Genomic DNA, 25,804 nt, shown 5'->3' on the forward strand with positions numbered 1-25,804 from the left:
CTTGTGAAGCCTCGATTGACTAGAAATAGCTGATCGGGGCTTCTTTTGCAACAAAAGCAGTTACAAATCAGCTATAATAGTGCAAACAAGGCTCTAAGTTTAAGTAAAGGAAGTTCACTATGGGAAAATATATTGTGAAATCAAAGCTCAGAAAAGTTGGCGCCCAAGTCGACACCCAAACAGGCATTCATCAATTTATCGTCGATGAGCCAATCGCAGGTCATGGAACGGATGCTGGCCCGAATCCTGTGCAGTATTTGCTGTCAGCGGTTGGTAGCTGCATGGCCATTACCGCTAACGATATCGCAAGGAAGCACCCTGAAATCCAGATTAAGAAGTTCAATACCAAGACGACCGGGGAAACCACTCAGTATCAAGATGGCCGTTCGGCAGTGACCAAAATTGTGGTTCAGATTGAAGCCGAAACGAATTTAGATGAGGCGGCGCACAAGGCGTTTATGCGCTCGGTGGTTAAGGACTGCACCGTTCATGAGACCTTGAAGCATGCGGTGCCGATTGAATTGCAGTTTGTGTAAGATTAATAGCAGAATATGTATTAAAACCGTTGAATTGGAGAAATCTGATTCTTTTTTAATACGAAAAAACGGTTACCGGTGATAGAAAAATCTATCACTAGTAACCGATCAATTCCGAGTTTACCCTTCCGCATTATGAATATCATTCGCAATATTATCACGCGAAAAATCATGGCTCATATATTCACTATTGCTGACAGGCAAGTGCTGTTCAAATGTATCAAATAACTGATAAGAAACCTCGCCCTTATCTAAATGGAAATCCAACAAGTGGCCGCCAAACCGGTGGTCGTCTGCCAGAAAGTGGTTGTGGAATCCCGCAACTGCGGCACCATCAAACAGTTCAGGTGAATAGTAACTAATCAACGTTCCCTCTACCTGATCTCGCGTGAAAATACTCTGATTGCGGGCGGTTTCTGCCAAAGTGTGAAATGGTGGGACAGATTTCTTCACTGCTCGCGTTTTGACATTTGAGAAACTGCCGGTAATTTTGATTGAGAAGAAGGTGTTGGCAGCATGGGTTAAGGAAATGATTTGTTTTTCCAATTCATCTTGGCCGACATTCTCCAGTTCCACTAATGGTGAATACTGCGCGTAGTGAATATTTGCAAATGGCATGATGAACGAATCTGAAACCAGATTAACATTGCCGTTACTATCAACTTGGTAGGGCTTGCCATCTAATATGATTAACTCACCATCAAGTCCTTCACCAGTTCCGATGCCGGTATCACCGTGTTTGAGAAGGTTACCCATCGTCAGCGTGCCTTTCAACAAGCCGGGGACCAGTAACGCCAGAGTGCCGTGCTGATACAAAGTTGTAAATTTTCCCATTATAAGACTTCCTTATTTCTAGTTTAAAATATCTTTTAATAATGCTGACTTCAACTCAATGTTATCACTGTAGTCGACCGGAATGTCGATGATGACCGGGCCGGCTTCTTTTTGTGCTTGATCAAGGGCAGTTGCCAGCTCATCAGCGTTGGTGGCGCGGAGCCCTTTAGCACCAAAGCTTTCTGCGTACTTGACGTAATCCACCGGACCGAATTTAACACCAGCATTCTTGCCATACTTGGCTTCTTCTTGGAATTTAACCATGTCGTAATAGCCGTCGTTCCAAATCAACTGAACGATGTTTAATTTCAGACGAACCGCAGTCTCAAGTTCCTGGCCTGAGAAGAGGAAGCCGCCATCACCAGACACGGAAATGACTTTCTCGTTTGGTCGAGTCAACTTGGCCGCGATTGCCCATGGCAGTGAAACGCCCAGGGTCTGCATGCCATTACTAAATAATAGATGACGAGGCTTGTAGATACGGAAATGGCGGGCCATCCAGATGTAATGACTGCCAATATCGACTGTCACGGTGGTGTCATCATCGACCTTTTTCTGAAGCGTATTCACAATATCAAGTGGATGCATGGTGCCTGGTTTAGCGTTGATTTCAACGTCGCTTTGACCATCAAATTCTTCCCGTAACTTGGCTAATTGATCCACAGCTGATTGAGCAAGCCGATAATCCTCTGGCAAGGCATCGGTTAAGGCCGATAAGGTGCCAGCGATGTCTGATTCGATAACCACATTCGGCTGATAATCAACGGTCAGCTCTGGGGCAATGGCATCAATGTTGATAATTTGGTCATTATGTTCAACATTCCAGTTCCGGGCTTCGTATTCCACCGGATCATAGCCGATTGCAATGACTAAATCGCTTTGTTTCAGTAACGTATCGCCAATTTGATTTCTGAACAGGCCAACGCGGCCAAAGTAGTTTTTTTCAAATTCATGGGAAATGACACCGGCACCTTGATAGGTTTCTACGACTGGTAGTGAAACCTTTGCCAGTAGTTGGTGCAGCGCATTGGTGACTCCTTCTGAAGAGGCTCGCATGCCGGCTAAAATTACTGGGAGTTTGGCGTGCTGGAGCATCTTAATTACTTTGTCGAGGGTCTTGGTGGCAGTTTGAGCAGGCTCCGCTGGTTGTAGCGGTCGCATTTCTGGACGAGTGACTTCACCGCTTAAGACATCAGCCGGCAGTGAGATAAATGAAGCGCCCGGTTTGCCTGAGATAGCCGTGTTATAGGCGTTTGTGAAGACTTCGGACAGGTTTTCCGGATCCTGAACTTCCACGCTGCTTTTGGTGGCGACACTCATCAGTTCTTTGCTGGGGATGCTTTGGTGAGTGAGTCGGGCGAGGTCGTCACGGGGAACCTGGCCGCCAAGTCCGATGACCGGATCGCCTTCAGCGGTTGCCGTCATGAGGGCCGTGACCAAGTTGGAAACGCCGGGGCCTGAGGTGGTTGCCACCACACCGGGCTTGCCTGTTAAACGACCAATGCCGGCCGCAATGAAGGCGGCGTTTTGCTCGTGGCGGGTCACGATTAGCTTGGGTGCTTCGGGTTGGTCACTATATTGAAGGTCTTCAAATAGTTGATCAACTTTGGCGCCGGGGATGCCAAATACATATTTAATTTGCTGGTTAATCATCGATTGAATTAAAGCCTGTGAACCACGTTTTTTATCTGTCATATAAGTGACACCTCTTCATTTTTGTGTGTTGACAATTCAACTTACGTATAAAGATAATGGCATCGTGTTGAATTGTCAACTAAAAAATGCTAATCTGACGTTAAGATTTAAGAATGCGAAAGGAAAATTATTTTGAAAGATATCGGTTACCTCGCACAAGACATTTCAATTTTGCATCGGCAATACTATAAAGATACCGGTGAGCTGTTCAAGGAGCAGGACTTGAATCCAACCGCGGCGTGCATTTTGTTAACGATCAACGACAGCTCGCCAATTAATCAAAACCAAGTCGCCAAATCGTTGGTGATCGACAAAGGATTGGCCACCCGTGAAATTAAAAAAATGCAGGAGTTGGGTTATCTGACTAAAACTGCCGGGAGTGGGAAATCCATGATGTTGAACTTGACGGATGCCGGCAAGAAAGTGATTCCGGTTATTCAAAACATTAGACGAAACTGGTGGGAAACGCGGTTTTCTGAGACTGGGATTTCTCCTGATAGTCCTTTGGTTGGGGCGATTGAGGAAGTTGTTGATTCGATTGTTAGTGAGAGTTTGGAGTAGCGTGTGTATATTTTTCATAATAAATAGCGGTTTATGGGACTTTCCCATAAACCGCTATGTTGCTATTTGGGGATGTAAAAAGGTAAAATTACAAATCCAAATTGGTATTTCTCTGCGTCATTCTCAAAATGGTGTAGTAAACAATCCCAATTATCAACCAAGTGATTCCGATCTCTTTAGCCAATGGATCAAGATTGATCATAACAAAGCCAATGATGATGAATCCAACAATCGGCGAAACCAAATGTTTCCAATAATGATGTGATCCGTTCTTAATTACATAATAATAAACCACCGATACATGGATCACTAAGAAGGCGGTCAAAGCACCACAGTTAACAATTGAGGATAAAACACCAACATTATCCATAAAGATTAGACCAACGACTAATGAAATGCCACCAACAAGGTAAGTGCTGACATAGGGTGTTTTGAACTTGGGGTGAACCTTCGCTAAAATCTGCGGCAAAGTTTTATCTCGTGCCATCCCAAAGAGAATTCTGGAAATGGCAGCTTGAGCAGCAAGTGCGTTTGCGATCCCCCAAGCAAGGATGGTCGCAATTGTCGTGAGGTATTGCAAGAATGGTCCACCGACTTTAAATGCAATTTCGTAGAAGGCAGTATCTAAGTCCTTAAATGAATTGTAGTCAGGCATGATCAAACTGGCGATGTAGGTTTGAGCGATGAATAAGACACCAACAATCATTAATGCCCATAAAATTGCCCGACCAACGGTTTTGTTGCCACCCTTGGTTTCTTCTGCCAGGGTACTGATACCGTCAAAGCCTAAGAAACTCAAGACCGCCACTGACACTGCTGTCAGGACGAAATTCATGTTGAAGTGCGAAGCATCAAAAAATGGTTTGATCGTAAACCCATCACCAACACCATGAGTAATCCCCCAAAGCCCGAAGGCCATGAAGATCAGTAAAACTAATATCTCACCCACTAAGAATACAATATTTGTCCGCGCAGTAAACTCAATCCCTAGGACATTAATAATTGTGTTTAAGGCGATGAACAATACTAGCCAAATCCACACAGGAATTCCCGGAAGTAACGATTTAATTGAATTGGCAGAAATTACATATAGCAATGATGGCACAAAAATATAATCAAGAATAATCATCCAACCGGCGAGAAAACCGACACTTTTATTAATTCCACGTTGAGCATAGGCGTAAACAGATCCAGCGATTGGGAAGGCTTGAGACATCTGGCCGTAACTAATTGCCGTGAAGAACATGGCAACCATCCCAATTAGGTAAGTTAAGGCAATCATCCCTTGAGATGATGAAACCACTGAACCGTAAATTCCAAATGGCGCAATCGGCACCATAAAAATTAAGCCGTAAATAATTAAATCTTTTAACGTTAAGGAACGTTCCAGTTGTTGCTTATAGCCAAAGTCAGATAGTTTTGCAGTGGAATTTGGATTATCTTTTTCCATACATTTGGTCTCCTTTTGAATTTAAAATTTCCCAGCTCGCACATCTTTAAAATAATTTCTCAAATTGGTGAAGAAAACGGCTGGGTTATCAACCATGTGGTTATGACCGCCGTCTGGAGTGACAGCTAGACGGGCATGAGGAAAGTCTTTGGCCATTTGTTTGGCGGTCTCTAATGGCATGGTTTCATGATCCGCGAATAATAGCTGGGTTGGGACATTGATTTTTTTGATTTCTTCAGAATAATCCCAAGTTCCCAAATCACCGGTGATCACAAATTCGTTGTCGCCTTGAAAATGGTTATACACCGGCTTAGATTGAATGTCCGTGACATGTGCTTGGGCAGCTGGCTGACGTCGATGAATATACTGGTTGTACAGATACTTAATATATTTTCGATAAGTTGGATCGGAAAAGTCTTCGCGTTGCTCAATGTCATTCATGTAAGCAATCTGGGCAGGACTGAATTCTTTTTCACGAATATCCTTCATTCTTTTACCGTAGTCAGCAATGTTATCAATCATACTAATGATAATTAGACCCTTTAGATGCTCAGGATGTTTTCGGGCATACATCATGGCGATCATGCCGCCCCAAGAGTGACCAGCTAGATATATTTTATCAAGTCCTAACTTTTGACGGACTTCATCAATTTCGTTCACATAATAGTCTTCATTTAGATATTTTTTCCGGACATCAGGATCATCCCAATCCGGAGTATCTGAATACCAGGATCCAAGCTGATCGTAGGTGTTTACTTCAATGCCCATATCCTTCAGCTCGGAACCAAACTGTTCATACACTTCATGGGTATCCCCAGGGCCACCGTGAAGGCAAAGCATTTGATCTTTGCCACCAGAGTTCCAGGTGTGTGTCCATAAGCTGTAGCCGTTATCTAACTTAATGATATGAGTTCCGTTTTTCATTTTGGATTCCTCCTCTTTCAAATTACTCAATAGTTTACATTAAAATATGATGAGTGTAAATCTAAGCGTTGTTCAAATCGCTATGATGAGTGGTGTATAAAAATTACATTCAACCCAAAAAATAAGAATAAAACAAATGGACTAATTCGTTGACTTTGGGAATGAAATCGCATACAATTGTGTTGAAAATTAAGTTAACCGATTAACTATTTTTCCATTTATTTTGTCTGACTAATCTTGACTTTTAGGGACTTTTTGAAATTCCTGTTGTCTCAATTAGTTAAACGGTAAACCTAATTTATCAATTAAGGGGAGGTGTGAATTTGAACCATTATATATTGAATACAATTGCTTTTAAAGACCAGTTGGATGAGGGGGTATCTCAAGCCGATTTGGTTTCAAAAGCAAAGAATTCAGGGTTTAACTTTGTAGAGATTCGGAACGAGTTTTTGGATGGTAGTACTGCTGAATTGGAAAAGATCAAACAGGCTGCTGATTCGGTCGCTATTGGCGTGTACTACAGTGTTAATGATCCACTCATCAAAAAGGGGCAAGTGAATCCGGATATTGATCGATATATTAGTGAAATGAAGGCGCTTGGGTCCTCACATTTGAAGATGAATGTTGGAAATGTGGATAATATTTCATCAACCTTTGCAGATGACCTAAAGGCAAAGATTTCTGCTAATGGTGAGTTTGAATTCAATGTCGAGAACAATCAAACACTTGAAGAAAGTGAATTAGAAAACATTGTGGCGTTCTTCAAGCTGGTTGATAAGTCGAAGTTACCGATCGGATTCTGTTTTGACACTGCTAACTGGTATTGGACTGAATCGGAGCCTAATACGGCTGCGGAACAACTTGCTTCTGTGACGAAGTATCTTCATCTAAAGAACAAGTCTGGAACTGGTAACAGTAAGTCTGCAACTTCTTTAGATAAAGGTGAAATTGATATTAAGTCTTTAATCAGTAAATTTAATGTGAACGAGTATGGCTTTGAGTATGCTGCTCCATCTGCTGAGATTGAGCACGACTTGAATGAAATTATGGCATTAAATTAAACATTAAAGGCTCCGTTTTCCGTATCGTTTGTAAGCGTTTGCTGATAAGTTTGGAAAGGAAGATAAAAATATGTTACAGACATTTAATGATATTTTCCAAACATTCGGTGCCAGCGTAGTTGTTCCAATCATGATTTTCATTGTTGCTTTGTTCTTAAGAGTTCGAGTTCGGACTGCAATGATGAGTGCCTTCTACGCAGGTGTTGGACTAACAGGTTTTACTTGGATTATTTCATCGTTTACACCAGTTGTTACTAAGATTATTAAGCAAATGGTTAACGGAACTGGCATTCACCTGCCGATTGTTGATATTGGTTGGCAGGCAGGCTCGTTAGCTTCCTTTGGATCAAGTGTTGGTTTGAGTTTCTTTGTATTCGGGCTTATTTTGGAATTGGTATTATTTTTCACCGGAATTACAAAGATTTTTATGCCATCAAACCTTTGGAATAACTTTGGATTTATGATTTGGGGAACTCTTTGTTTCTATGTAACTCATAACTTCTGGCTTTCACTTGCGCTGTCGTCATTTATGCTCCTCTACACTTTGGTTATTGCAGAAATGCAGGCTGATCGTTGGTCTAGTTATTATGGCGTTAAAAATGCGACTGTTTGTTCCATTCACAACATGGAACAAGCCGTTCCAGCTATTTTATTGGATCCACTTTGGAATTTACTCGGTTTAAATAAAGTTAAGATGACACCTGAATACTTCAAGAACAAGCTTGGGGCATTTGGTGAGCCGACCACTTTAGGTGCAATCCTCGGTGTCATCATCGGTGTACTTGGTAATTTAGGCAAGCTGGGAACATTAGCTGCTTGGGGTCAAATCTTAACTTTCGCTATTCAGCTTGCTGCTGTTATGACCATCTTCCCATTGGTAACTGGTGTCTTTGCAAAAGCATTCTCACCACTTGCTGAAGAGATCGATAAGCGTCGTAAGATCAGCACAAAGTCTGAAGAAGAAGAGGAAGAGGAAGCCATTCATGACAAGAAGCGTTGGTTCCTTGCTGTTGATGATGGTGTTGGTTACGGTGAACCAGCCACAATCATTTCCGGAGTTTTACTGATTCCTATTATGGTAGTTATTGCTTTCCTGCTCCCAGGAAACAAGACCTTGCCAGTTGTCGACTTAATCTCCATCCCATTCATGGTTGAATCAATTGTTGCTGTTACTCGAGGAAATATTCTGAAAGTAATCTGCAATGGTATTGTTTGGTTCAGTATGGGTCTGTACGCAAGCAGCTGGCTTGGTACCATTTACACTGGCGCAATTTCACACTATGGAGTTGCAATTCCAGCAGGTATTGTTTTAATTACTAGTTTCAACTTAATGGCTCGTCCTTTGAATGCTTTGATCTTTGCTGCATGGATTAGTCAAAGTCCAATTTGGATTGGGATCACTATTGTTGCCTATATTGCCTTTGCTGTGCTTCTCAGAACTCGTCGTTCACAAATTTGGGTTTACCTCAAGAAGATGTCTGAAAAGAATGCCGGGTTTGAAGGTAGTAAAGATAAGATTACCTACGGTGACTAGTGGATTATTTGATTGAGTTAGTAAATATAAGTTTTGGAGGCTTATTATTATGAAAAAAATTGATGGACACTTGCATTTAGTTCGTTCGGTTGCTGGTTTTAACGGAAAAGGCCGTATGACACCACTTGGCAAAGGTCGTACAATTTGGGACGATGGTACTGTTATCAAACTGATTCCCGATGGCTGGGGCGATGATGATTTCACTGCTGAATCAGCTTTAAAGGTCATGGATGAAAACGGAATTGATAAAGCCGTATTACTCCAAGGCAGTTTGAACGGTTATCAAAACTATTATTCATATCAATCTATTAAGAAATACCCTGACAAATTTATTGGAGCATTTTCAGTAGATCCATTTAGTGAATTTTATATGAAGATCGTAAAGCGTCATGTTGAAGACCTTGGATTCCGTGCAATGAAGTTTGAAATTAGCCAAGGTGGAGGGATGCATGGTTATCACTTCACAACACCATTCCGTCTTGACACTGATCCTCGAATTGGTAGAATTTTCCACTTCCTAAGTGATTATCCTGGCTTTACTGTAACTGTTGATTATGGTGATTTTTCACAATTTAGTTACCAGCCAGAAGCAATTGCTAACTTAGCAAAGATGTATCCTCGCTTAGACTTCGTGGTTTGTCACCTGTCATTCCCTAACGCTGATCATTTGGATCGTTTGCAAAATGCATTAGAGCAATGGGCACCTTACAAGAATATCTACACTGACATTTCAGCTATTCAAGATATTGAAGGTGAGACTGAATTCCCGTTCCCACGTTGCCAAAAGGATGTATCGTTGGCTAAAGACATTTTGGGTGCCGGTCGTATTATTTGGGGTACTGATTCTCCATGGTCATCAACATTCAACTCATACAAGAATCTCTCAACTTGGCTTGAAGAATCACAGATCTTCTCTGACTCTGAGTTGGAAGATGTCATGTATAACAACGCGATGAAAGTTTACTTCAAAGATTCTGCTATTAAGGCAGTTAAAGAAGCTGACGATCCCGCAATGAAAGATTAATTGTTTGATTTTACTGGATTTTAACTAAGAAAGGAATAGATATTTCATGGCTAAAGCAAAAGTATTAGTAACTGGTATCATCCCAGAACAAGGGCTCACTGAATTACAAAACACATTTGATGTAACATATTCTCCTGATAAACCATTTTCACGTGAGTGGGTGTTGGAACATCTGCATGAATATGATGGCTTGCTTTTGATGGGCTTAAAGGCCGATAAGGAATTGATCGATGCCGGAACCAACTTGAAGATTATTACTGCCAACGGTGTTGGTTTTGATCATATTGATATCGATTATGCTCAAGAAAAAGGCATTGTGGTTGCAAACGCCCCTCAGGGTGTACGTATTCCAACTGCTGAAATGACAATTGCTTTAATGTTAGCAACTGTTCGTCACTTACACGAATACGACAAGATTGTCCGTTCAGGTAACTGGGTTGATGTTAGTGAACCTAAATATATGGGTATGAGTTTAGGTGGCAAGACCTTGGGTGTCTTTGGAATGGGTCGTATCGGAAGCACTGTTGGTGAATTTGCTCAAGTACTTGGCATGAAAGTTATCTATAACGATGCTCATCATTTGGATGCAGACCTTGAAAAGAAGCTCAATGTTAAATATGTTGACTTTGATACTCTGGTTAAAGAATCAGATGTCATTACACTTCATGCACCATCATTGCCATCAACTGAAGGCAAGTTCAATAGTGATGTTTTCAAGCAAATGAAAGATACTGCATACATCATCAACGCTGCCCGTGGTTCGTTAATTAAGCAGGACGATTTGATTGATGCCTTGAAGAACCACACAATTGCTGGTGCTGGATTAGACGTATATGAAACTGAACCAGATGTTCCTGAATCATTACGTGAATTAGACAACGTCATTATGTCACCACATGCTGGTACTGGGACATTGGAAGCTCGTATCGCCATTGCTGAAGAAGCATCTGGCAACCTGATTTCATTGCTGAAGGACGGCAAAGCAAAGAACATGGTTAACAAAGTAGCTAAATATATGGATTAGTTTAATGCTACAGTTCTGAAGGCATTGAAGTACGCTCAAACGAGACGTGGCTTCAATGCCTTTTGATATATAATAGGTATGTATCATTTGATACGGATGATGGGGGAATATCAATGGAAAAAATGACAATTAAAGACATTGCAAAGCTGGTTGGTGTTTCCACAGCAACAGTCTCTAATTACCTGAATGGTAATCTTACCAAGATGTCTCCAGTAACCCAACGCAAAATTGCAGAAATGATTCGTAATACCAATTATGTGCCAAGTAGTGTCGCTCGGGGGTTAGCGACAAATGACAACAAAACCATTGGTGTTTCAGTTGCAGATATTACCAACCCATTTACATCAACTGTCTTATCCGGAATTTATGAGGAATGCGGAAAGCATGGGTACAGAGTTCTCTTTACAAATGCCAGCAGTGATGCCTCACGTGAGACTGACAATATTTCGAAGCTGCAGAATCAGCAGGTTTCTGGATTGATCATTGACCCGGTTGAAGGTGATAGCCCTATTTTTAAGACAATTACGAATCGTGATGCTGTGATGATTGATCGGCAAGCAAGTCAAATTAAAGTTGATACAGTTGTTACTGACAACTTTGAGTCTGTCAAAAGGTTTGTTTCGAAGATGCTGGATGAAGAATATGACACATTGTATTACGTAAGTTGGCCGTTAAAAAATGTGAGTACCCGTTGGAACAGATATAATGGATTTCTTGAAGCAACCGGCTATACATCTGGGACGCATTATCTCTCAGTCCATAATACTGGTGATACAAGTGAGTTTGTTGACCAGCTGACAGAAATTATGGAAGACAATGTTGGAAAAAAGGTTGGATTCTTTACAATGAATGGTCGTGTCCTAATTCGGTTGTTAGCTGCGATGGAATTTCTTGGACTGGAGTACCCTATCGATTATGGAGTTGGAAGTTATGAGGACTTGGATTGGATGAGTATTATGAAGCCCGGCATCAGTTGTATTCACCAAGATTCATATGCCATTGGTACAAAGGCAGTTGAAATACTCTTGGATAAACTTAATTCCAAGACTGAAGCCGAGCCTAGATTAATTGAAGTTCCGACAACTGAAAAGATACGTGCCTCATACTAGTATGCGGTCTTATAATGGAAATTGACATCTATTGTGAAAGCGAATACAATAAGAAAAGAATCAAGTTAACCGGTTAACCATATTTATCATTTTTCATTGCCGTCTTTTTGAAAATATGCTGACGACAATTGCTGTTGTCCATAATGGCAAAAATAAGTTTTGATAATCTTAAGTTAATCGGTTAACATAAATATTTGAAAACTGAAATAAAGGAAGGACTTCTGAAATGAAATTCACGAAAACTTTTTCTGACACACTGGATCATTGCTACGCAATTATGCGCCTAACTGACGATGATCATGACTATATCATTGTTGCATCCGAGGAAAACCAACCTTGCTATGCATATGATCTTAATGACAACTTTAAACGAATCACAGTTTGGCCTGACGTAGGTGGAACAATGACTTTGGTTCGAATTCCAGGTACGATGAATTTTTTAGCTACTCAAAGATTTTATCCTGGGTTTAATTCTGCCAAGTGTCGAATTGTTAAAGAAACCTTTAACGGTGAAGGATGGGATCAATCTGTAGTTGGTGATTTTCCATATGTCCATCGGTTTGATATTATTCCTCACGGTGAAGGCCTTTGGTTTGTTGGTTGCTCAATTGCTAACTCAAAGAAAAATACTGATGATTGGACTGATCCGGGTAAGGTTTGGGTTGGAGACTACAACGATCAAAAGGAAGAAGTTGAAAATCTTCGTGCCCTGGATATTCGCTTGACTAAGAATCATGGCTACAAGAATATGGATGGGTATTCATTGATTACCTCTGCTGACGGCGTTTTCCGTCTAGACTATCCGACTCGTGATAGTGACTGGATGATGACTAAATTCTCCAATGAGGAGACTAGCGATATTGCATCCGCAGATATTAATGGTGATGGACATCCAGAGTATTTAGCCATTGAAGGATTCCATGGTCCACACATTCGAATTTATGACGACCGATTTGAATCTATCTATTACAGCGATCCTAATTCTCCATTTGGCCACGCAATTTGGGGCGGTAGTATTGGTGATAAACAGTACTTCATCTTTGGTTGGCGTCAAGGATCACAAGAGTTGGAACTGATTAGCAGCAAAGATGGTGAAATTACGACTCAAACGATTGATAAGCAAGTCGGACCAAGTAACGTCACGGTATTTTCAAAAGACAATGAACTATATCTGTTGTCCGCAAACCGGGAGCATAATGAGGTAGCCATTTATCACATTACCGACTTCTAAGCAAAAAGGCGGGGAATTTTAAAATGACAAAATATTTTTTAACAATTGATAATGGTGGTACAAACACCAAGGCAATAATCTTTAATGATCACGGAGATCAAATGGGATCAGTTGCTTTTCCAACTCCTCGGATTGAAGAACAGGCTGGATTTCATGAGATTGACCTCAATGAATCATGGGGTTCAATTAGCAATGCAATCAACAAGGTAATTGCAAAGTCTGGTATCACCAATGACGAGATTGCTGGGATTTCTTGTGTTGGACACGGCAAAGGTTTGTACGCACTAGATAAAGACCATAAAATTTTCATGCATGGAATCCTTTCAACTGACTCAAGAGCTTTATCACTTGCTGAGAGGTTTGAGAACAAAGTTTCAGATATTTATCCTATCAGCCATCAGCATGTGATGGAAACTCAGTCTCCAGTACTTTTGCGCTGGTTGAAGGATCACAAACGTCAAGATTATGATCAAATTGGCACAATTCTTGCTGCTAAGGACTATATTCGATTCCGGTTAACGGATAATGTCAATCAAGAATATGGGGATGCATCTGGAAATAACTTTGTCGACTTGGATAAGCAGGCATACTCAAAAGAATTATTTGATTTCTTTGGTATTCCTGAAATGTTTGACAAAATGCCATCTTTGAAAAAATTTAGTGATTTTTGTGGTGGAGTTACTCCTCAGGCAGCTAAAGAAACTGGTTTAAAAGAGGGTACCCCAGTTTATGCGGGGATGTTTGATATTGATGCTTGTTCACTAGCAACAGGTGTCTTAAATGATGATTATTTCAGTTCGATTGTTGGAACTTGGAACATCAATGTGTTCCCTTCTAAAACTAGAGCAGATCAGGATAGTGGCTTGATGAATTCTATCTATCCAACCGGTTCCAATTTAGTGGAAGCTTCAAGTGCCACTTCTGCTGGAAACTTGGACATTATGATCAAAACATTGATGAGTGAAGAGATTAAGAATGCAACTGCACACTCTCGTTCAATTTATGATGTCTTAGAAGAGTTTTTGGATCATACAGATGCAACGTTTACAAAAACTATTTTCTTCCCCTTTCTTTATGGGTCTAATGTGGCGCCGGATGCCGAAGGTAGCTTCATTGGCATTCAAAGCAGCACTACCAAGTCAGCAATGATTCGTTCCGTGTATGAGGGAATTATCTTTGCTCATCGTTACCACATTGAGAAACTGCTCAAAGTAGCCGGTCACAAGCCAAAGGCAATTCGAATTTCTGGTGGCGGTACCAATTCTAAAGCCTGGGTTCAGATGTTTGCTGACGCTTTGGGCCTACCGATTGAGACAGTTAAGGGGTCTGAACTTGGTGGCCTCGGTGGAGCTATGGCATCAGCAGTCGGCACCGGATTATATGCAAATATCGATGAAGCAGTAAAGCATATGTCACAACTGAAAGACCGGGTTGAACCTGATGAACAACAGTACAAAATTTATACTCAAAAGTATGACGTTTATCTTGATTTGCTTCATACTCTTGATCATGGATGGGCAAAACTTAGAAATATGCAGGAAAGGATAGGTCAGTTATGAACTCATTAGGAATTTATGAAAAAGCACTCCCCAAGAATAAATCTTGGAAGGAAACTTTGCAGACTGCCAAGGATTTAGGATTTAACTTTATTGAATTTTCGGTCGATGAAAGTGATGAAAGATTGGCTCGACTTGATTGGACAAAAGAACAGCGTGAGGAACTAAGAGATGCTAGCTGGCAAACAGGGGTTAGAATTCACACCTTAATGCTCAGTGGGCACCGTCGATTTCCACTTGGGTCTGCAGATCCCGCTGTCCGTGAAAATTCATTAGAGATGCTGACAAAGGCAGTTGATCTTGCTAGCGACCTTGGTATTAGAAATATTCAGCTTGCTGGATATGATGTTTATTATGAGCCAAAGACTATTCAATCACGTGAATGGTTCATGGAAAACCTCAAAAAAGCTGTTGAAATTGCTGCGAAAAAAGAAGTTATGTTGGATATTGAGACAATGGACGATCCGTTCATTAATTCATTAACTAAAATTGCCGAGATCAAAACTCAAATTCACAGCCCATGGCTTCAGGCGTACCCTGATTTAGGTAATCTGACCGCATGGCCAGAAAATAATGTTGGCCGTGAACTTGAAACAAACATCGACAACATTGCTGCTGTTCACTTGAAAGATACAACGCCTGTGACTGAAACCTCTAAGGGCCAATTCCGAGATGTTCCATTTGGAGAAGGAACAGTTGATTTTAAAGGCTGCTTGCAGACTCTTAAACGCCTGGGATATAATGGAGCATATACCATTGAAATGTGGTCAGAGAAGTCTGATGATCCTTTGGCTAAGGTCAAAGAAGCAAAGAAATTCTTTGATGATATTTTTGCTGAAGTTGGTATTGAACAGGAACCTATTGCTAAATAATTGGAGGATAGTGCATTGTTAGAAGATCTTAAGCAAGAAGTTTATGACGCCAATATGCGTTTACCTCAACTTGGTTTAGTTACATTCACTTGGGGTAATGTTTCCGCAATCGACCGTGACAAGGGCTTATTCGTTATCAAGCCTTCCGGTGTTGAATACGACAAGATGAAGCCATCAGACATGGTGGTTGTTGATTTAGACGGTAAAGTTGTTGAAGGGGATATGAACCCATCAAGCGATACCCCAACTCATACTTACCTGTACAATCATTTTCCTAATATCGGTGGAATTGTGCATACTCATTCACCTTGGGCCGTTTCATTTGCTGCAGCCAAGATGGATATTCCAGCTGTAAGTACGACTCATGCCGACACCTTCTACGGTGACATTCCGTGTGCCCCTGCTTTGACTAAGAAGCAGATTGAAGAAGCATACGAATTAAACACTGGTAAAGTCATCGTTGACGAATTCGAACGTCGCGGTGTTGACCCAGATGCTGTTCCAGCTGTCTTGGTTAGCCAACATGGCCCATTTGCTTGGGGTCCAACAGCTGACAAGGCTGTTTACAACGCCAAGGTATTGGAAGTTTCAGCTGAAATCAGTTATCACGCATTGCAATTAACTCGTGATGAAACCCATGTCCCACAATACTTGCTTGACAAGCATTACTACCGTAAGCATGGTAAGAACGCATACTATGGTCAAAACAATGCAAAGTCAAAGTCACATGCGGAACACGAATAATCGTTAATCAGATAGTCAAAGAGGACCTGCCTTGGCAGGTTCTCTTTTTTAGAATAAACTAATAGTTGAAGATGATTCTTGTACAGATAGAGGTGAAGAAAATGATTAACAATTACTTTTTCGACTTTGATAAGACGTTGGCCGACAGTGGCGATTCCTCAGTGATTGCTACTAAAGAGGCGTTTAAATCCATGAATTTGACCGTTCCGGACTCTGATACAATTTCGGGGTATATTGGTATTCCAGCCAAAATATCTTTTAAAAAGATGGCTAAAGAGCCATTATCCGATGATAAAATTATGAAATTGACGAATAAGTTCTTATCAATCTATTCCGAGGTAGAGGATGCAAATACAAAACTATTTCCCGGAATATTAGATATGCTGTCACAACTAAAATCCGCTGACAAAAAGTTATACGTGGTATCAAGCAAGAAAACCGATGAGTTAGACAGAAACTTAAAGCATTTGAATATTCGACAATATTTCGATGACATTGTCGGCTATGATTTGGTGACCAACTATAAGCCTGCTCCTGATGGCATCGTATTGCTTCTTAAAAAGTATGATCTAAAGAAAGATGAGAGCATGATGATTGGGGATGCTAAGTACGATATTCAGATGGGTCAATCTGCCGGCGTGAGGACATGTGGAGCTCTCTGGGGAGCGTTTGATGTGGATAGCTTAACGAACCAAGTACCTACGTATTTAGTTGATCAGCCGGTACGGATTGTGTCATTAGCGTGAATGTAATTATTTTTATGCTTGGCAACTGAAATTGCTGGCAATTGTTTTGGTATTAAAGCAAAAAGTTTTATGAGTATATTGAGGTCTATATTTACTGATTTAATGGTAAATATAGGCCTTTTTATTTATAAAATTAGAAAAATCTCTTGAAAATTATTGAACAAAGCCTTGACCTCACGAAAGAAAACGCATACAATCATAATTGTAGAAAATGGTTAAGCGGTTAAGTAAGAAAAAATAAAATTAGCTAATAATCATTTCTGCTGATATAGGCCTATATATCAAGTGTTCGACCTCATTTTACACTTATTGTTCACTGAGTAACATTAGCCATAATGTTAACCGTTTAACGGAAACTACGTTAGCTGATGAAGCTCTGATTTGTTTCTAGGAGGATTTGAAAAAATGCTATTTGTAAACCTCAAGGGCTTTGATGCTTCTGATTATTCGAGAATATTGGAGGCGGTTAATTTCCTCAACACGACTGACCTAACAACAACTCCGTTAGGACGAAGTCATCAATCCGGCGAATCATTCTACTGCCAAACATTGGAATATCGAACAGAAGATATCAATAATTTCCAGTTTGAAATTCATGAAAAGCGCTTGGATTTACACTACATCGTTAGTGGGGAAGAACAGATTGACGTATCTCCTGATACAGCATTTGTCCCTGTCACTGAGTACAATTCGGATCGTGATATTCAGTATGTTAAGGAACCAAGCCATTATAATAAAGTCATTTTACATGCTGGAGATTTTGTACTGATCGGGATGCATGAACCGCATCGGACAAATGGGATGGTTGATGGAAAGTCAGCAGATGTTAGAAAAATTGTTTTGAAGTTAGGGAAAGAATAGGAAGCAACTATAGGGAGGCTTAATCATGGAAGATCATATGAAAGCGATATCCAGTAAATGGACTGGAAAACAAATGATGATCTTAGCCGGAATCTGGCTAGCATTTTTAATTAGTTTTATTACTCGATTGTCTTGGTCGACAATTATGCCATCAGCAATCGATTCACTGCACTTTACTGTTCAACAAGGTAACACATACGTTACGGCTTTTTACATTGGATATGCGATCACTGTACTGCCTGGTGGTATGTTGGCTGATAAGTTTGGTTATCGGAAAATGCTGTTAGCAGCTGTTTTAGGGAACTTGGTTGTTATGACTGCAATGGTATTCATGCATGGCTACTGGGATGGATTAATTCTTCGATTGGCCTTAGGGCTTGTCAGTGGGCCTGATTTGTCAGCATGTTTGGGAATCATCACGGAATGGTTCGATGTTAAGAAGCGAGCCACTGCAACTGGTATTTTTAATACTTGTACTTCATTTGGATTAACAGTTATTAATCTTTATGCACCAATTGTTTTGGTTCATTATGGATGGAGAGCTGCTCTTGCGGTTACTGCATTCTTCCCACTAGCTGCGTTTATATTTTCTTACTTTGCTCTAAAGGGTAAACCGCCTTTCCCACAACAATTTGTTATCCGTGAGAAGAACGGTAAAGTTGAAACTGAAACCGCAATGATGCGCTTGAAGAAAGCAATTAATAACCGAAGCGTTTGGATGTTAGCTATCACTGGATTATTTGCCACTGGTGCAAAATGGGGTGTTACTAACTGGGCCAACCTATTCATTGTTAAGAGCTTGAAGTTTGATCTTGTTACTGCCGGAAAAGCAATGTCGCTCTTTGGGATTACCTCAGTTATTTCAATGATTGTTGCTGGATATATATCCGATCACTCGAAGTGGAGCCGTCATACATGGGCTGCAATCTTTATGGCAATCTTCACACCAACGATTGTCGGATTTGCCTTTATTCCACACGGTAGCTTTGGTTGGCTTTACTTCTGGACTGGAGCTATGGGTGTCGGGGCCTTCATGTTTAGTACCATTACCAACAACTTATCTGTTGAAGTTGCGCCTCCAGATCAACGTGGTACCGTTTCAGGATTTATCAATGCGTTTAACCAGGTCGGCTCTTTCATTGCCCCAGTTATTTTAGGACAAATCTTAGCTGCCACAAGCAGTTATGTTGAATCATACCTGATCATTGCAGCATTCCCACTAATCGCCGTTGTTGCATTGATGTTCGTGCGTGAATCAGATGCTACTCAAGATGTTGAACCAGTAACACAAGCAGAAGAAAAGTAGAAAAGGGAGATAATTAATCATGGAATTTGGAAATAGTAAAGATCATAAATATAACGCTGTCATTCAAGAACGGATTCAAACTGCACTTGACTGGCTTGACGCTCGCTCAACTGATGAATTATTAGCTGAACCAATTGGCAACAAGGAAATTGCTGAAGGTGTTGAACTTCGTTTCCAATCATATGACACCCGCGAATACGCAACGATGAACTACGAAACTCATCGTGAGCATATTGATATTCATTACATGATCAAAGGTGCTGAATGGGTACGCTGGGCAGATGCCGGTACAGCTGACCCTGTCAGCGAATATGATCCAGAGGTAGAAATTCAATTCTTTGGTCACCCAAAGACACCGCATGGCAAAGCATTGTTGACTGACCGCCATTATGCAATCTTCTACCCAGCTGATCTACATGCAGCTCATGGGATGGTTGACGGCAAAGTTGCTCACAACCGCAAGCTCTGTGTCAAAATTTCAACCAAAGTAAATTAGATCACTTTCACTAATTGACTCTTAAACTGTAAATATTCACACAACGAGCAATCGGATTGATCTGATGATCATGAATGGTTGCTCGTTTTGCCTTGCACGGTAATTAAGGGGCTTCAGTGTTTTTTATTCGAAATTGTTTTATAATCATTTGAGTAAGTATGTATTACGAATTAAAAAGAATGAAATGTTGGAGGAAAAGTTGTGGAAAAGCTCACAATTAAAGATATTGCTCGACTAGCGGACGTCTCCACGGCTACTGTCTCTAATTACTTAAATGGTAATTATTCCAGAATGTCTGAAAAAACTCGTAAGAGACTTGAAGATATGATCCGGGAAACAAACTACGTGCCGAGTAGCGTTGCTAGAGGATTAGCAACAAATCATAATAAAACCATTGGTGTTTCTGTTGCTGATATTACCAATCCTTTCACATCTACGGTTCTTTCAGGAATCTATGATGCTTGCGGAAAGTTGGGATACACTGTTGTGTTTACAAATGCCAGCAGTGATTCTACAAGGGAAATTGATAACGTTAACAAGCTGAAACACCAAGAAGTGTCAGGGTTGATCATTGACCCAGTCGATGCCGAGAATGCGATTTTTAAGACTCTAAGCAATGATTCAACAGTCATGATTGACCGGCAGGCGGCAGCTGTCAAAATTGATTCTGTGGTGACTGATAACTATAATGCAGTGAATAAGTTTGTTGGAAATATGAAGAAAAGCGGTTATATCGATGAAGATCTGTACTTCATCAGCTGGCCACTTAGAAATGTCAGCACGCGGTTAGAACGTTATCGTGGGTTCAAGACGGCGACGGGAATCAAGGATGATAGTCATCTGATTTTGGTTGATGATAGTGGTGATGATCAATACTTTATTAGTCAGATTAAACAAATTGTTGATCGAAAGCGTTCAGGTAAAGTTGGATTCTTTACAATGAACGGACGAGTCTTGCTTCATTTGCTTAAGGCAATGCAGGCTCTCAATTATCGCTATCCAGATGACGTTGGAATTGGTTCTTATGAGGATTTAGATTGGATGGAGATCATTCAGCCTGGAATTAGTTGTATCCATCAGGATTCGTTTAATTTAGGCGTCACGGCTGTGAATACACTTGTTCGTAAGCTAGAGGATGAAAAGACTAAACATTTTGTGCCTCAGTTGATTGAGGTGCCTACTATGATTAAGATGCGCGGATCGTATTGATCGGCGTTTTTTTTGTCCACTGAAGTTGGCAAAACACTTTTTACTTGCAGATGTGCTGATAGTTTTATGGCCACCAATATTTCATCCAGTTTGGCATTCTGCTTTGTAATGGTTGATTAAATGGCTACACTCGTTCATGAGAAATAGCGAGGATAGGGGTGTCAATACATTAAAATCAAAATTCAAGGGGCTTTAATTTGCTCTTTTTTATCACTAATCCTTGATGATATACTTAAGCATATCGTAGAAGTTTGCAAGCAGATCAAAAAGTCATTGAAAACGAATGACCTTGTGTTTTCAAATGGCTTAATGACGGCGTTTGTTTAGTGTATTCCCCACGTGTGTAGGGGTGATCCCTACGGTGCTGACGGTCAACAAGATTACACTAAGTATTCCCCACGTGTGTAGGGGTGATCCTACCGTCGGTGATTTCGATGACATGCAAAAGGGGTATTCCCCACGTATATGGGGGTTATTAATAGCAATGTGAATACAAAAGTTTAAGGAAGTGAGTAAATGAGTATATCGCAGAGCACCAGCAGTCTTTGGGCTAAAAAGAAAGTTGAAAATGGGAAAGATCTTTGGTTACCATTGGTTACTCATCTGATTGATACTAAAAATGTGATGAATTGGTTATATCAGAACTGGCTAAGTGATAGTCAAAGACAACTGTTCAAACAATCACCACTTGGTGCCAATCTTGAAAAGACAGATGTTGAAAAGTTAGTTAAATTCATTGGCTTTTGTCACGACATCGGTAAAGCTACTCCAGTTTTTCAAAGAAAACCATCTCACGCCCATGACGCTGAACTAGACACTCGCGTAATGGAGCAATTACTAAAAAGCGGATTTGCTGGGCTGAATGTTAACGAACTATCCAATACTAAAAAGTCACCACACGCAACGGCTGGTGAAGCACTGCTTGAACGCTGGCAGGTGCCGGTTAGCATTGGTGCAATCATTGGTGGCCATCATGGATTGCCCCTAGAGGAAAAGCCCGATAGACAGATTGATGCTTATACAAACAACTATTTTCTAACGGATGAAGAACCTGATAAGCATAATATTTGGCTACGAACTCAAACAGAACTATTTGAATATGGGCTAAATCTGGCTGGGTATCGGGCTGTGAATGAAATTCCGAGTGTTGACCAACCGCAAGCCGTTATTTTAGAAGGATTGCTAATTATGGCTGACTGGCTGGCATCAAGTGAGTATTTGAGTAATGAAGATCGGGTTGAATTATTCCCACTGGTACCGCTCAATACCTCATGGAAAGACATTGACACTGAACAACGTTTTAAGCATGCGATGGCAAACTGGAATTTAAGCGGCCACTGGCTGCCACAAGTAGTTTCCACCAGTAGTGACCCTTATCAGAAACGCTGGGGCTTTGATGCCCGACCAGTACAGGCAGCCATCACTAAAGCGGTTGCCAAAACCAAAGAACCGGGAATGTTGATCGTTGAAGCACCAACTGGTCTAGGAAAAACTGAAATTGCCTTGGTTGCTGCGGAACAGTTAGCCTACATTGACGGAGAAAATGGCGTTTTTATGGGCTTACCAACCCAAGCAACGACTAATGCCATGTTTGATCGGGTAGACGACTGGTTGGAAAAAGTAGCCCAATCACAAGACGAAAGTTTTTCTATTAAACTTATGCACGGAAAAGCCCGCTTTAATAAACATTACGAAAGGATTCCCAATGCATCTAACGTGGAAGACCCAAGTACCCGAGCAGCTAGTGTCACAGTCAACGGCTGGTTCTCCGGTAAGAAGTCAATTTTAACCGAATTTACTGTGGGGACAATTGATCACTTGCTACTGATGGGACTCAAGCAAAAGCATTTATTCCTAAGGCATCTGGGATTAAGCGGTAAAGTGGTGATTATTGATGAAGTCCATGCCTATGATAGTTTTATGAACCAATACTTATATAAAGCGATCAACTGGTTAGGGGCTTATCATGTACCATTGGTAATCTTGTCCGCCACACTGCCAAAAGCTAAACGGAATGCCTTAATCGAAGCATACTTAGTCGGTAAATATGGTACCAAGCATCCTAAAAACTTCAAAGCACCTAAAAACTGGCAGGAAAGTGAAGCTTATCCACTCGTTAGCATCGTGGATGGGACGGAATTAAAGCAGGTTACTAAGTTTGAAGGTAACAGTGACCAAAAGCCGTTTCACATACAGGTGAAACGAATCAATCCTGATAATAACCAATTAATTCAGGCGGTGTTAGCGAAAATTTCTGAAGGTGGGGTTGCCGGAATCATTGTCAATACCGTCAAGCGGGCGCAAGCTTTGGCAAAGTTAGTCCCAAAAGGTGTAGAACTGATGATGTTACACTCAGCATTTTTAGCGCCAGCCAGAGAAGTACAGGAAGAAAAGCTGCAAAAAGCCATCGGTAAACGCGGGCAGCGGCCTAAAAAAATGATTGTGATCGGCACGCAAGTCCTTGAGCAGTCATTGGATATTGACTTTGACGTGCTGTATACCGACATTGCCCCGATGGATTTAATCTTACAGCGGGCTGGGCGGATGCATCGACACCAGATTAAGCGACCTAAAAATTTACAAACACCAGAGCTGTTTGTAATGGGGATTAACGGCCCCGGTGATTACGGCAAGGCGAATGAGTTTATTTACCAAAAGTATCTGTTAATGAAAACCGATTATTCTCTGGGCGATCGTATTAGCATCCCGCAAGACGTATCAAAATTAGTGCAGGCGGTCTATGAGCAGGCTAATGATAACCAGATACCAGTAGAACAAATGCCGAGCTTAGCCGATGTTAGAAAAGTTTTTAACGACTATGTGAAAAAAGAGTCGGCTAAAGCGCAAACCTATCAAGTCAATTCACCCAACTATTTTGCTGATTTACACGGCTGGCTGACCCGGCCACAAAAGGATATCGATCAAGACGAGCAAAAAGCCAGTGCCGCAGTCCGGGACATTCAAGAAACTTTGGAAGTCGTGTTATTGCAGCATACGGACAAAGGCGATTTTTTGATCCCTAAACAAACCGGTCAAAAGCCCACACCAATCGCCAAGGCAAGTAATAATCAAATTGCCCAACAAGTGATTCGGATCCCGGCAGTAGTAACGGCTGGGGAGGACTTAAATAAAGCACTTGACGAGCTAACCGAGATCACCAGCCAGCTTTATCCAAACTGGCAAAATGATGTCTGGTTAAAAGGGAGTCTGGCCTTACCATTGGATAACCATTTAACTGCCACGTTAGGCAGTTGGCAGTTAAGCTACTCAACTGGGTTAGGGATGAGCTATGTGAAGGAGAGTCACAATGACAATTAAAAGCTTTAATTTAACGATTGACCCGTGGCTAAAAGTAATCATCAAAGATACCATGCAGGAAGAAACGGTTTCTTTAATTGAGCTGTTTGAGAATGCCGGAAAGTACCAGCGATTAGCCGGTGAGATGCGGGCGCAGGACCTAGCTGTTTTCCGATTCCTACTGGCAATTTTGACCACGGTTTATTCCCGTACTGATGGCAATGATCAACCGTATGATTGGCTAGGAGACAACTACCAACTTAACGGGAATGTTGACCAAGATAACCAATTTGACAGCCATCGGATAATGACTGATCTATTAGGAACGTGGAAAGAACTGTATCGGCAAGGACGTTTTACCGCAGCGGTAACAACTTACTTGAAACAGAATGCCAAACAGTTGGATTTGTTTGGCGATACTCCGTTTTATCAAGTCAGTTTAACTGATTACAACCACTTCGTGACAAAAGACAAGCAGATAACTGACAAAAAGCATCCCGGTACGGTAGCAGTCAGACAGATTAACCGGAAAGTGTCTGAAAGTAATAATAAAAAAGCGTTATTTATTCCGCGGGTTACTGAAACCAAAGACCAAATCAAGCTTGATGAGCTAACCCGCTGGCTGATCACCTATCAGAACTACACTGGAGTAACTGATAAGTCAAAAGTCGCCATGCCGGACAAATATTCGCTTTCAGCAGGCTGGCTGTATCAACTAAACCCGGTGTTTGTCCAAGGGGCTGATCTTTTTCAAACTTTGATTTTGAACCTGATCCTAATTAATCAAAGTCAACCAGAATATCCCTACACTAAACAAAGACCAGTCTGGGAGTTTGTAGTACCAGCATATGTTGAAGAACGGAAGAAACAACTGCAACCCAATAATCTAGCAGAACTCTACACTACTTGGTCACGGCTATTACATATTGAGTGGTCAGACAATGACCAGCCGACCATTTATAGTGCCGGGCTGCCAATTTTTAGCAGTGCCGGAGCCTTTATTGAGCCCATGACTACGTGGCACTACAAGAAAAAAGATAAAGTCCACATGCCAGCACAAAAATGGCTGGACACAATGAATAGATCTATGTGGCGGAACTTTGGCGACTATGTGGATGTTGAACAACCCAACAGTCAGTCTGAACCCGGTATTGTTAAGTGGTTACGGTATTTAAAGGATATGCAGGCCATCTCCCCAACTACTAAAGTTACTTTGGCAGGGGTGACCCTAGTTAAAGACGATAACTCAGCCTCACAAATGCCATCGGCTGAAATAGCAGATGAGATGAAAGTAAATGCTGATGTTTTATTCGATGAAGACCCGATTAAAGCGCAGCGGTGGCCCATTCGGATCGAAGACATGATTGATTTGACACAAACCATAGGGGATGATTACTGGCATTTTGCCAATAATTTGGCAACCATCCGCAATGTTCCTGAAAAAGCGTTTGCCGGACAGCTAACCAGTCAATTCTATGCTGGGCTAAATCAACCGTTTAACCGCTGGCTGCAAAGCTTAACCAACGATCAAGACCGGGATGCTAAAAGCAATCAGTGGAAAGCTGAGCTGCAAGCCTATGCGTTTAGAACTGCCAATCAAGTAGTTGATTCCAGTTCACCACGGGATATTAGCGGAGTGACAACTAAAACAGGTACCGTGATGAATATCTTCACCATTAGCAATCAATTACGCCGAAACGTTTTTCAACGCATGCAGTAACAGAAAGGGTGATT

Annotated in this window: 22 protein-coding genes; 18 read left to right on the top strand and 4 right to left on the bottom strand. The window is 41.2% G+C overall.

The annotated features are described in order from the left end of the window. Positions 1-119 precede the first annotated feature (119 nt). Positions 120-536: an OsmC family protein gene (locus tag FD05_RS00590; protein WP_020281475.1), complete on the top strand. Its 417-nt coding sequence runs from the start codon at positions 120-122 to the stop codon at positions 534-536. Positions 537-656: 120 nt separating this feature from the next. Here the strand turns inward: FD05_RS00590 and budA are convergent, their stop codons facing one another. Then, positions 657-1,370, bottom strand: coding sequence for an acetolactate decarboxylase (gene budA / locus FD05_RS00595; RefSeq protein WP_020281476.1), 714 nt, complete (start codon positions 1,368-1,370; stop codon positions 657-659). Positions 1,371-1,388: 18 nt separating this feature from the next. Further along, entirely contained in the window at positions 1,389-3,065 is a 1,677-nt protein-coding gene (gene alsS / locus FD05_RS00600; RefSeq protein ID WP_020281477.1) for an acetolactate synthase AlsS, read from the bottom strand. Positions 3,066-3,197: 132 nt separating this feature from the next. Here alsS and FD05_RS00605 point away from each other — a divergent pair, with 132 nt between their 5' ends. Then, complete coding sequence (locus tag FD05_RS00605; RefSeq protein WP_020281478.1) at positions 3,198-3,626, top strand: MarR family winged helix-turn-helix transcriptional regulator; 429 nt, start codon at positions 3,198-3,200, stop codon at positions 3,624-3,626. Positions 3,627-3,714: 88 nt separating this feature from the next. On the opposite strand, the gene FD05_RS00610 is transcribed toward FD05_RS00605, so the two are convergent. Both FD05_RS00610 and FD05_RS00615 read right to left on the bottom strand, forming a co-directional pair. Continuing rightward, positions 3,715-5,076: an APC family permease gene (locus tag FD05_RS00610; RefSeq protein ID WP_020281479.1), complete on the bottom strand. Its 1,362-nt coding sequence runs from the start codon at positions 5,074-5,076 to the stop codon at positions 3,715-3,717. Between the two features lie 21 nt (positions 5,077-5,097). Then, on the bottom strand, positions 5,098-6,000 hold the full coding sequence (locus tag FD05_RS00615) for a proline iminopeptidase-family hydrolase (protein WP_020281480.1): 903 nt from the start codon (positions 5,998-6,000) through the stop codon (positions 5,098-5,100). 323 nt (positions 6,001-6,323) lie between these two features. Here FD05_RS00615 and FD05_RS00620 point away from each other — a divergent pair, with 323 nt between their 5' ends. From FD05_RS00620 to FD05_RS00695, 16 genes are all read left to right on the top strand, one after another. Then, a complete protein-coding gene (locus FD05_RS00620) occupies positions 6,324-7,061 on the top strand; it encodes a sugar phosphate isomerase/epimerase family protein (protein WP_051990629.1) in 738 nt (245 codons plus the stop codon). A gap of 70 nt (positions 7,062-7,131) precedes the next feature. Further along, positions 7,132-8,595, top strand: a complete 1,464-nt coding sequence (locus FD05_RS00625; RefSeq protein WP_020281482.1) for a PTS galactitol transporter subunit IIC — start codon at positions 7,132-7,134, stop codon at positions 8,593-8,595. A 49-nt stretch (positions 8,596-8,644) separates the two neighbouring features. Next, positions 8,645-9,619: an amidohydrolase family protein gene (locus tag FD05_RS00630; protein ID WP_020281483.1), complete on the top strand. Its 975-nt coding sequence runs from the start codon at positions 8,645-8,647 to the stop codon at positions 9,617-9,619. Positions 9,620-9,665: 46 nt separating this feature from the next. Next, positions 9,666-10,643 carry an NAD(P)-dependent oxidoreductase gene (locus FD05_RS00635; RefSeq protein WP_020281484.1) on the top strand — a complete coding sequence of 326 codons (978 nt, stop codon included), beginning with the start codon at positions 9,666-9,668 and terminating at the stop codon, positions 10,641-10,643. 113 nt (positions 10,644-10,756) lie between these two features. Continuing rightward, positions 10,757-11,752, top strand: coding sequence for a LacI family DNA-binding transcriptional regulator (locus tag FD05_RS00640; RefSeq protein WP_020281485.1), 996 nt, complete (start codon positions 10,757-10,759; stop codon positions 11,750-11,752). A gap of 226 nt (positions 11,753-11,978) precedes the next feature. Further along, positions 11,979-12,983, top strand: a complete 1,005-nt coding sequence (locus FD05_RS00645; protein ID WP_020281486.1) for a hypothetical protein — start codon at positions 11,979-11,981, stop codon at positions 12,981-12,983. 23 nt (positions 12,984-13,006) lie between these two features. Further along, complete coding sequence (locus tag FD05_RS00650) at positions 13,007-14,542, top strand: FGGY-family carbohydrate kinase (RefSeq protein WP_020281487.1); 1,536 nt, start codon at positions 13,007-13,009, stop codon at positions 14,540-14,542. Continuing rightward, entirely contained in the window at positions 14,539-15,411 is an 873-nt protein-coding gene (locus tag FD05_RS00655) for an L-ribulose-5-phosphate 3-epimerase (protein WP_020281488.1), read from the top strand. The genes FD05_RS00650 and FD05_RS00655 overlap by 4 nt, the downstream gene beginning before the upstream one ends. A 15-nt stretch (positions 15,412-15,426) precedes the next feature. After that, the gene (locus tag FD05_RS00660; RefSeq protein WP_020281489.1) at positions 15,427-16,155 is read left to right on the top strand and encodes an L-ribulose-5-phosphate 4-epimerase; all 729 of its coding nucleotides are present in this window, start codon (positions 15,427-15,429) and stop codon (positions 16,153-16,155) included. Positions 16,156-16,256: 101 nt separating this feature from the next. Further along, positions 16,257-16,901: an HAD family hydrolase gene (locus FD05_RS00665; RefSeq protein ID WP_020281490.1), complete on the top strand. Its 645-nt coding sequence runs from the start codon at positions 16,257-16,259 to the stop codon at positions 16,899-16,901. A gap of 405 nt (positions 16,902-17,306) precedes the next feature. Next, the gene (locus FD05_RS00670; protein WP_081637870.1) at positions 17,307-17,762 is read left to right on the top strand and encodes a NanQ anomerase/TabA/YiaL family protein; all 456 of its coding nucleotides are present in this window, start codon (positions 17,307-17,309) and stop codon (positions 17,760-17,762) included. A gap of 25 nt (positions 17,763-17,787) precedes the next feature. Continuing rightward, positions 17,788-19,068, top strand: a complete 1,281-nt coding sequence (locus tag FD05_RS00675) for an MFS transporter (protein WP_020281492.1) — start codon at positions 17,788-17,790, stop codon at positions 19,066-19,068. A 19-nt stretch (positions 19,069-19,087) separates the two neighbouring features. Next, a complete protein-coding gene (locus FD05_RS00680; RefSeq protein ID WP_020281493.1) occupies positions 19,088-19,564 on the top strand; it encodes a NanQ anomerase/TabA/YiaL family protein in 477 nt (158 codons plus the stop codon). A 201-nt stretch (positions 19,565-19,765) separates the two neighbouring features. Beyond that, complete coding sequence (locus tag FD05_RS00685; protein ID WP_020281494.1) at positions 19,766-20,773, top strand: LacI family DNA-binding transcriptional regulator; 1,008 nt, start codon at positions 19,766-19,768, stop codon at positions 20,771-20,773. Between the two features lie 516 nt (positions 20,774-21,289). Continuing rightward, positions 21,290-24,091, top strand: a complete 2,802-nt coding sequence (locus FD05_RS00690) for a CRISPR-associated helicase/endonuclease Cas3 (protein ID WP_020281495.1) — start codon at positions 21,290-21,292, stop codon at positions 24,089-24,091. Beyond that, positions 24,081-25,790, top strand: coding sequence for a type I-E CRISPR-associated protein Cse1/CasA (locus tag FD05_RS00695; RefSeq protein ID WP_020281496.1), 1,710 nt, complete (start codon positions 24,081-24,083; stop codon positions 25,788-25,790). The genes FD05_RS00690 and FD05_RS00695 overlap by 11 nt, the downstream gene beginning before the upstream one ends. Positions 25,791-25,804: the final 14 nt, after the last annotated feature.

Source organism: Lentilactobacillus otakiensis DSM 19908 = JCM 15040 (assembly GCF_001434145.1).
Classification (GTDB): Bacteria; Bacillota; Bacilli; order Lactobacillales; family Lactobacillaceae; genus Lentilactobacillus; species Lentilactobacillus otakiensis.

Bases quoted from the DNA above. Each gene is read 5' to 3' on its own strand.
- FD05_RS00590 (WP_020281475.1), top strand. From the start codon at position 120: ATGGGAAAATATATTGTGAAATCAAAGCTCAGAAAAGTTGGCGCCCAA.
- budA (WP_020281476.1), bottom strand. From the start codon at position 1,370: ATGGGAAAATTTACAACTTTGTATCAGCACGGCACTCTGGCGTTACTG.
- alsS (WP_020281477.1), bottom strand. From the start codon at position 3,065: ATGACAGATAAAAAACGTGGTTCACAGGCTTTAATTCAATCGATGATT.
- FD05_RS00610 (WP_020281479.1), bottom strand. From the start codon at position 5,076: ATGGAAAAAGATAATCCAAATTCCACTGCAAAACTATCTGACTTTGGC.
- FD05_RS00615 (WP_020281480.1), bottom strand. From the start codon at position 6,000: ATGAAAAACGGAACTCATATCATTAAGTTAGATAACGGCTACAGCTTA.
- FD05_RS00625 (WP_020281482.1), top strand. From the start codon at position 7,132: ATGTTACAGACATTTAATGATATTTTCCAAACATTCGGTGCCAGCGTA.
- FD05_RS00630 (WP_020281483.1), top strand. From the start codon at position 8,645: ATGAAAAAAATTGATGGACACTTGCATTTAGTTCGTTCGGTTGCTGGT.
- FD05_RS00635 (WP_020281484.1), top strand. From the start codon at position 9,666: ATGGCTAAAGCAAAAGTATTAGTAACTGGTATCATCCCAGAACAAGGG.
- FD05_RS00640 (WP_020281485.1), top strand. From the start codon at position 10,757: ATGGAAAAAATGACAATTAAAGACATTGCAAAGCTGGTTGGTGTTTCC.
- FD05_RS00645 (WP_020281486.1), top strand. From the start codon at position 11,979: ATGAAATTCACGAAAACTTTTTCTGACACACTGGATCATTGCTACGCA.
- FD05_RS00650 (WP_020281487.1), top strand. From the start codon at position 13,007: ATGACAAAATATTTTTTAACAATTGATAATGGTGGTACAAACACCAAG.
- FD05_RS00655 (WP_020281488.1), top strand. From the start codon at position 14,539: ATGAACTCATTAGGAATTTATGAAAAAGCACTCCCCAAGAATAAATCT.
- FD05_RS00665 (WP_020281490.1), top strand. From the start codon at position 16,257: ATGATTAACAATTACTTTTTCGACTTTGATAAGACGTTGGCCGACAGT.
- FD05_RS00670 (WP_081637870.1), top strand. From the start codon at position 17,307: ATGCTATTTGTAAACCTCAAGGGCTTTGATGCTTCTGATTATTCGAGA.
- FD05_RS00675 (WP_020281492.1), top strand. From the start codon at position 17,788: ATGGAAGATCATATGAAAGCGATATCCAGTAAATGGACTGGAAAACAA.
- FD05_RS00680 (WP_020281493.1), top strand. From the start codon at position 19,088: ATGGAATTTGGAAATAGTAAAGATCATAAATATAACGCTGTCATTCAA.
- FD05_RS00690 (WP_020281495.1), top strand. From the start codon at position 21,290: ATGAGTATATCGCAGAGCACCAGCAGTCTTTGGGCTAAAAAGAAAGTT.
- FD05_RS00695 (WP_020281496.1), top strand. From the start codon at position 24,081: ATGACAATTAAAAGCTTTAATTTAACGATTGACCCGTGGCTAAAAGTA.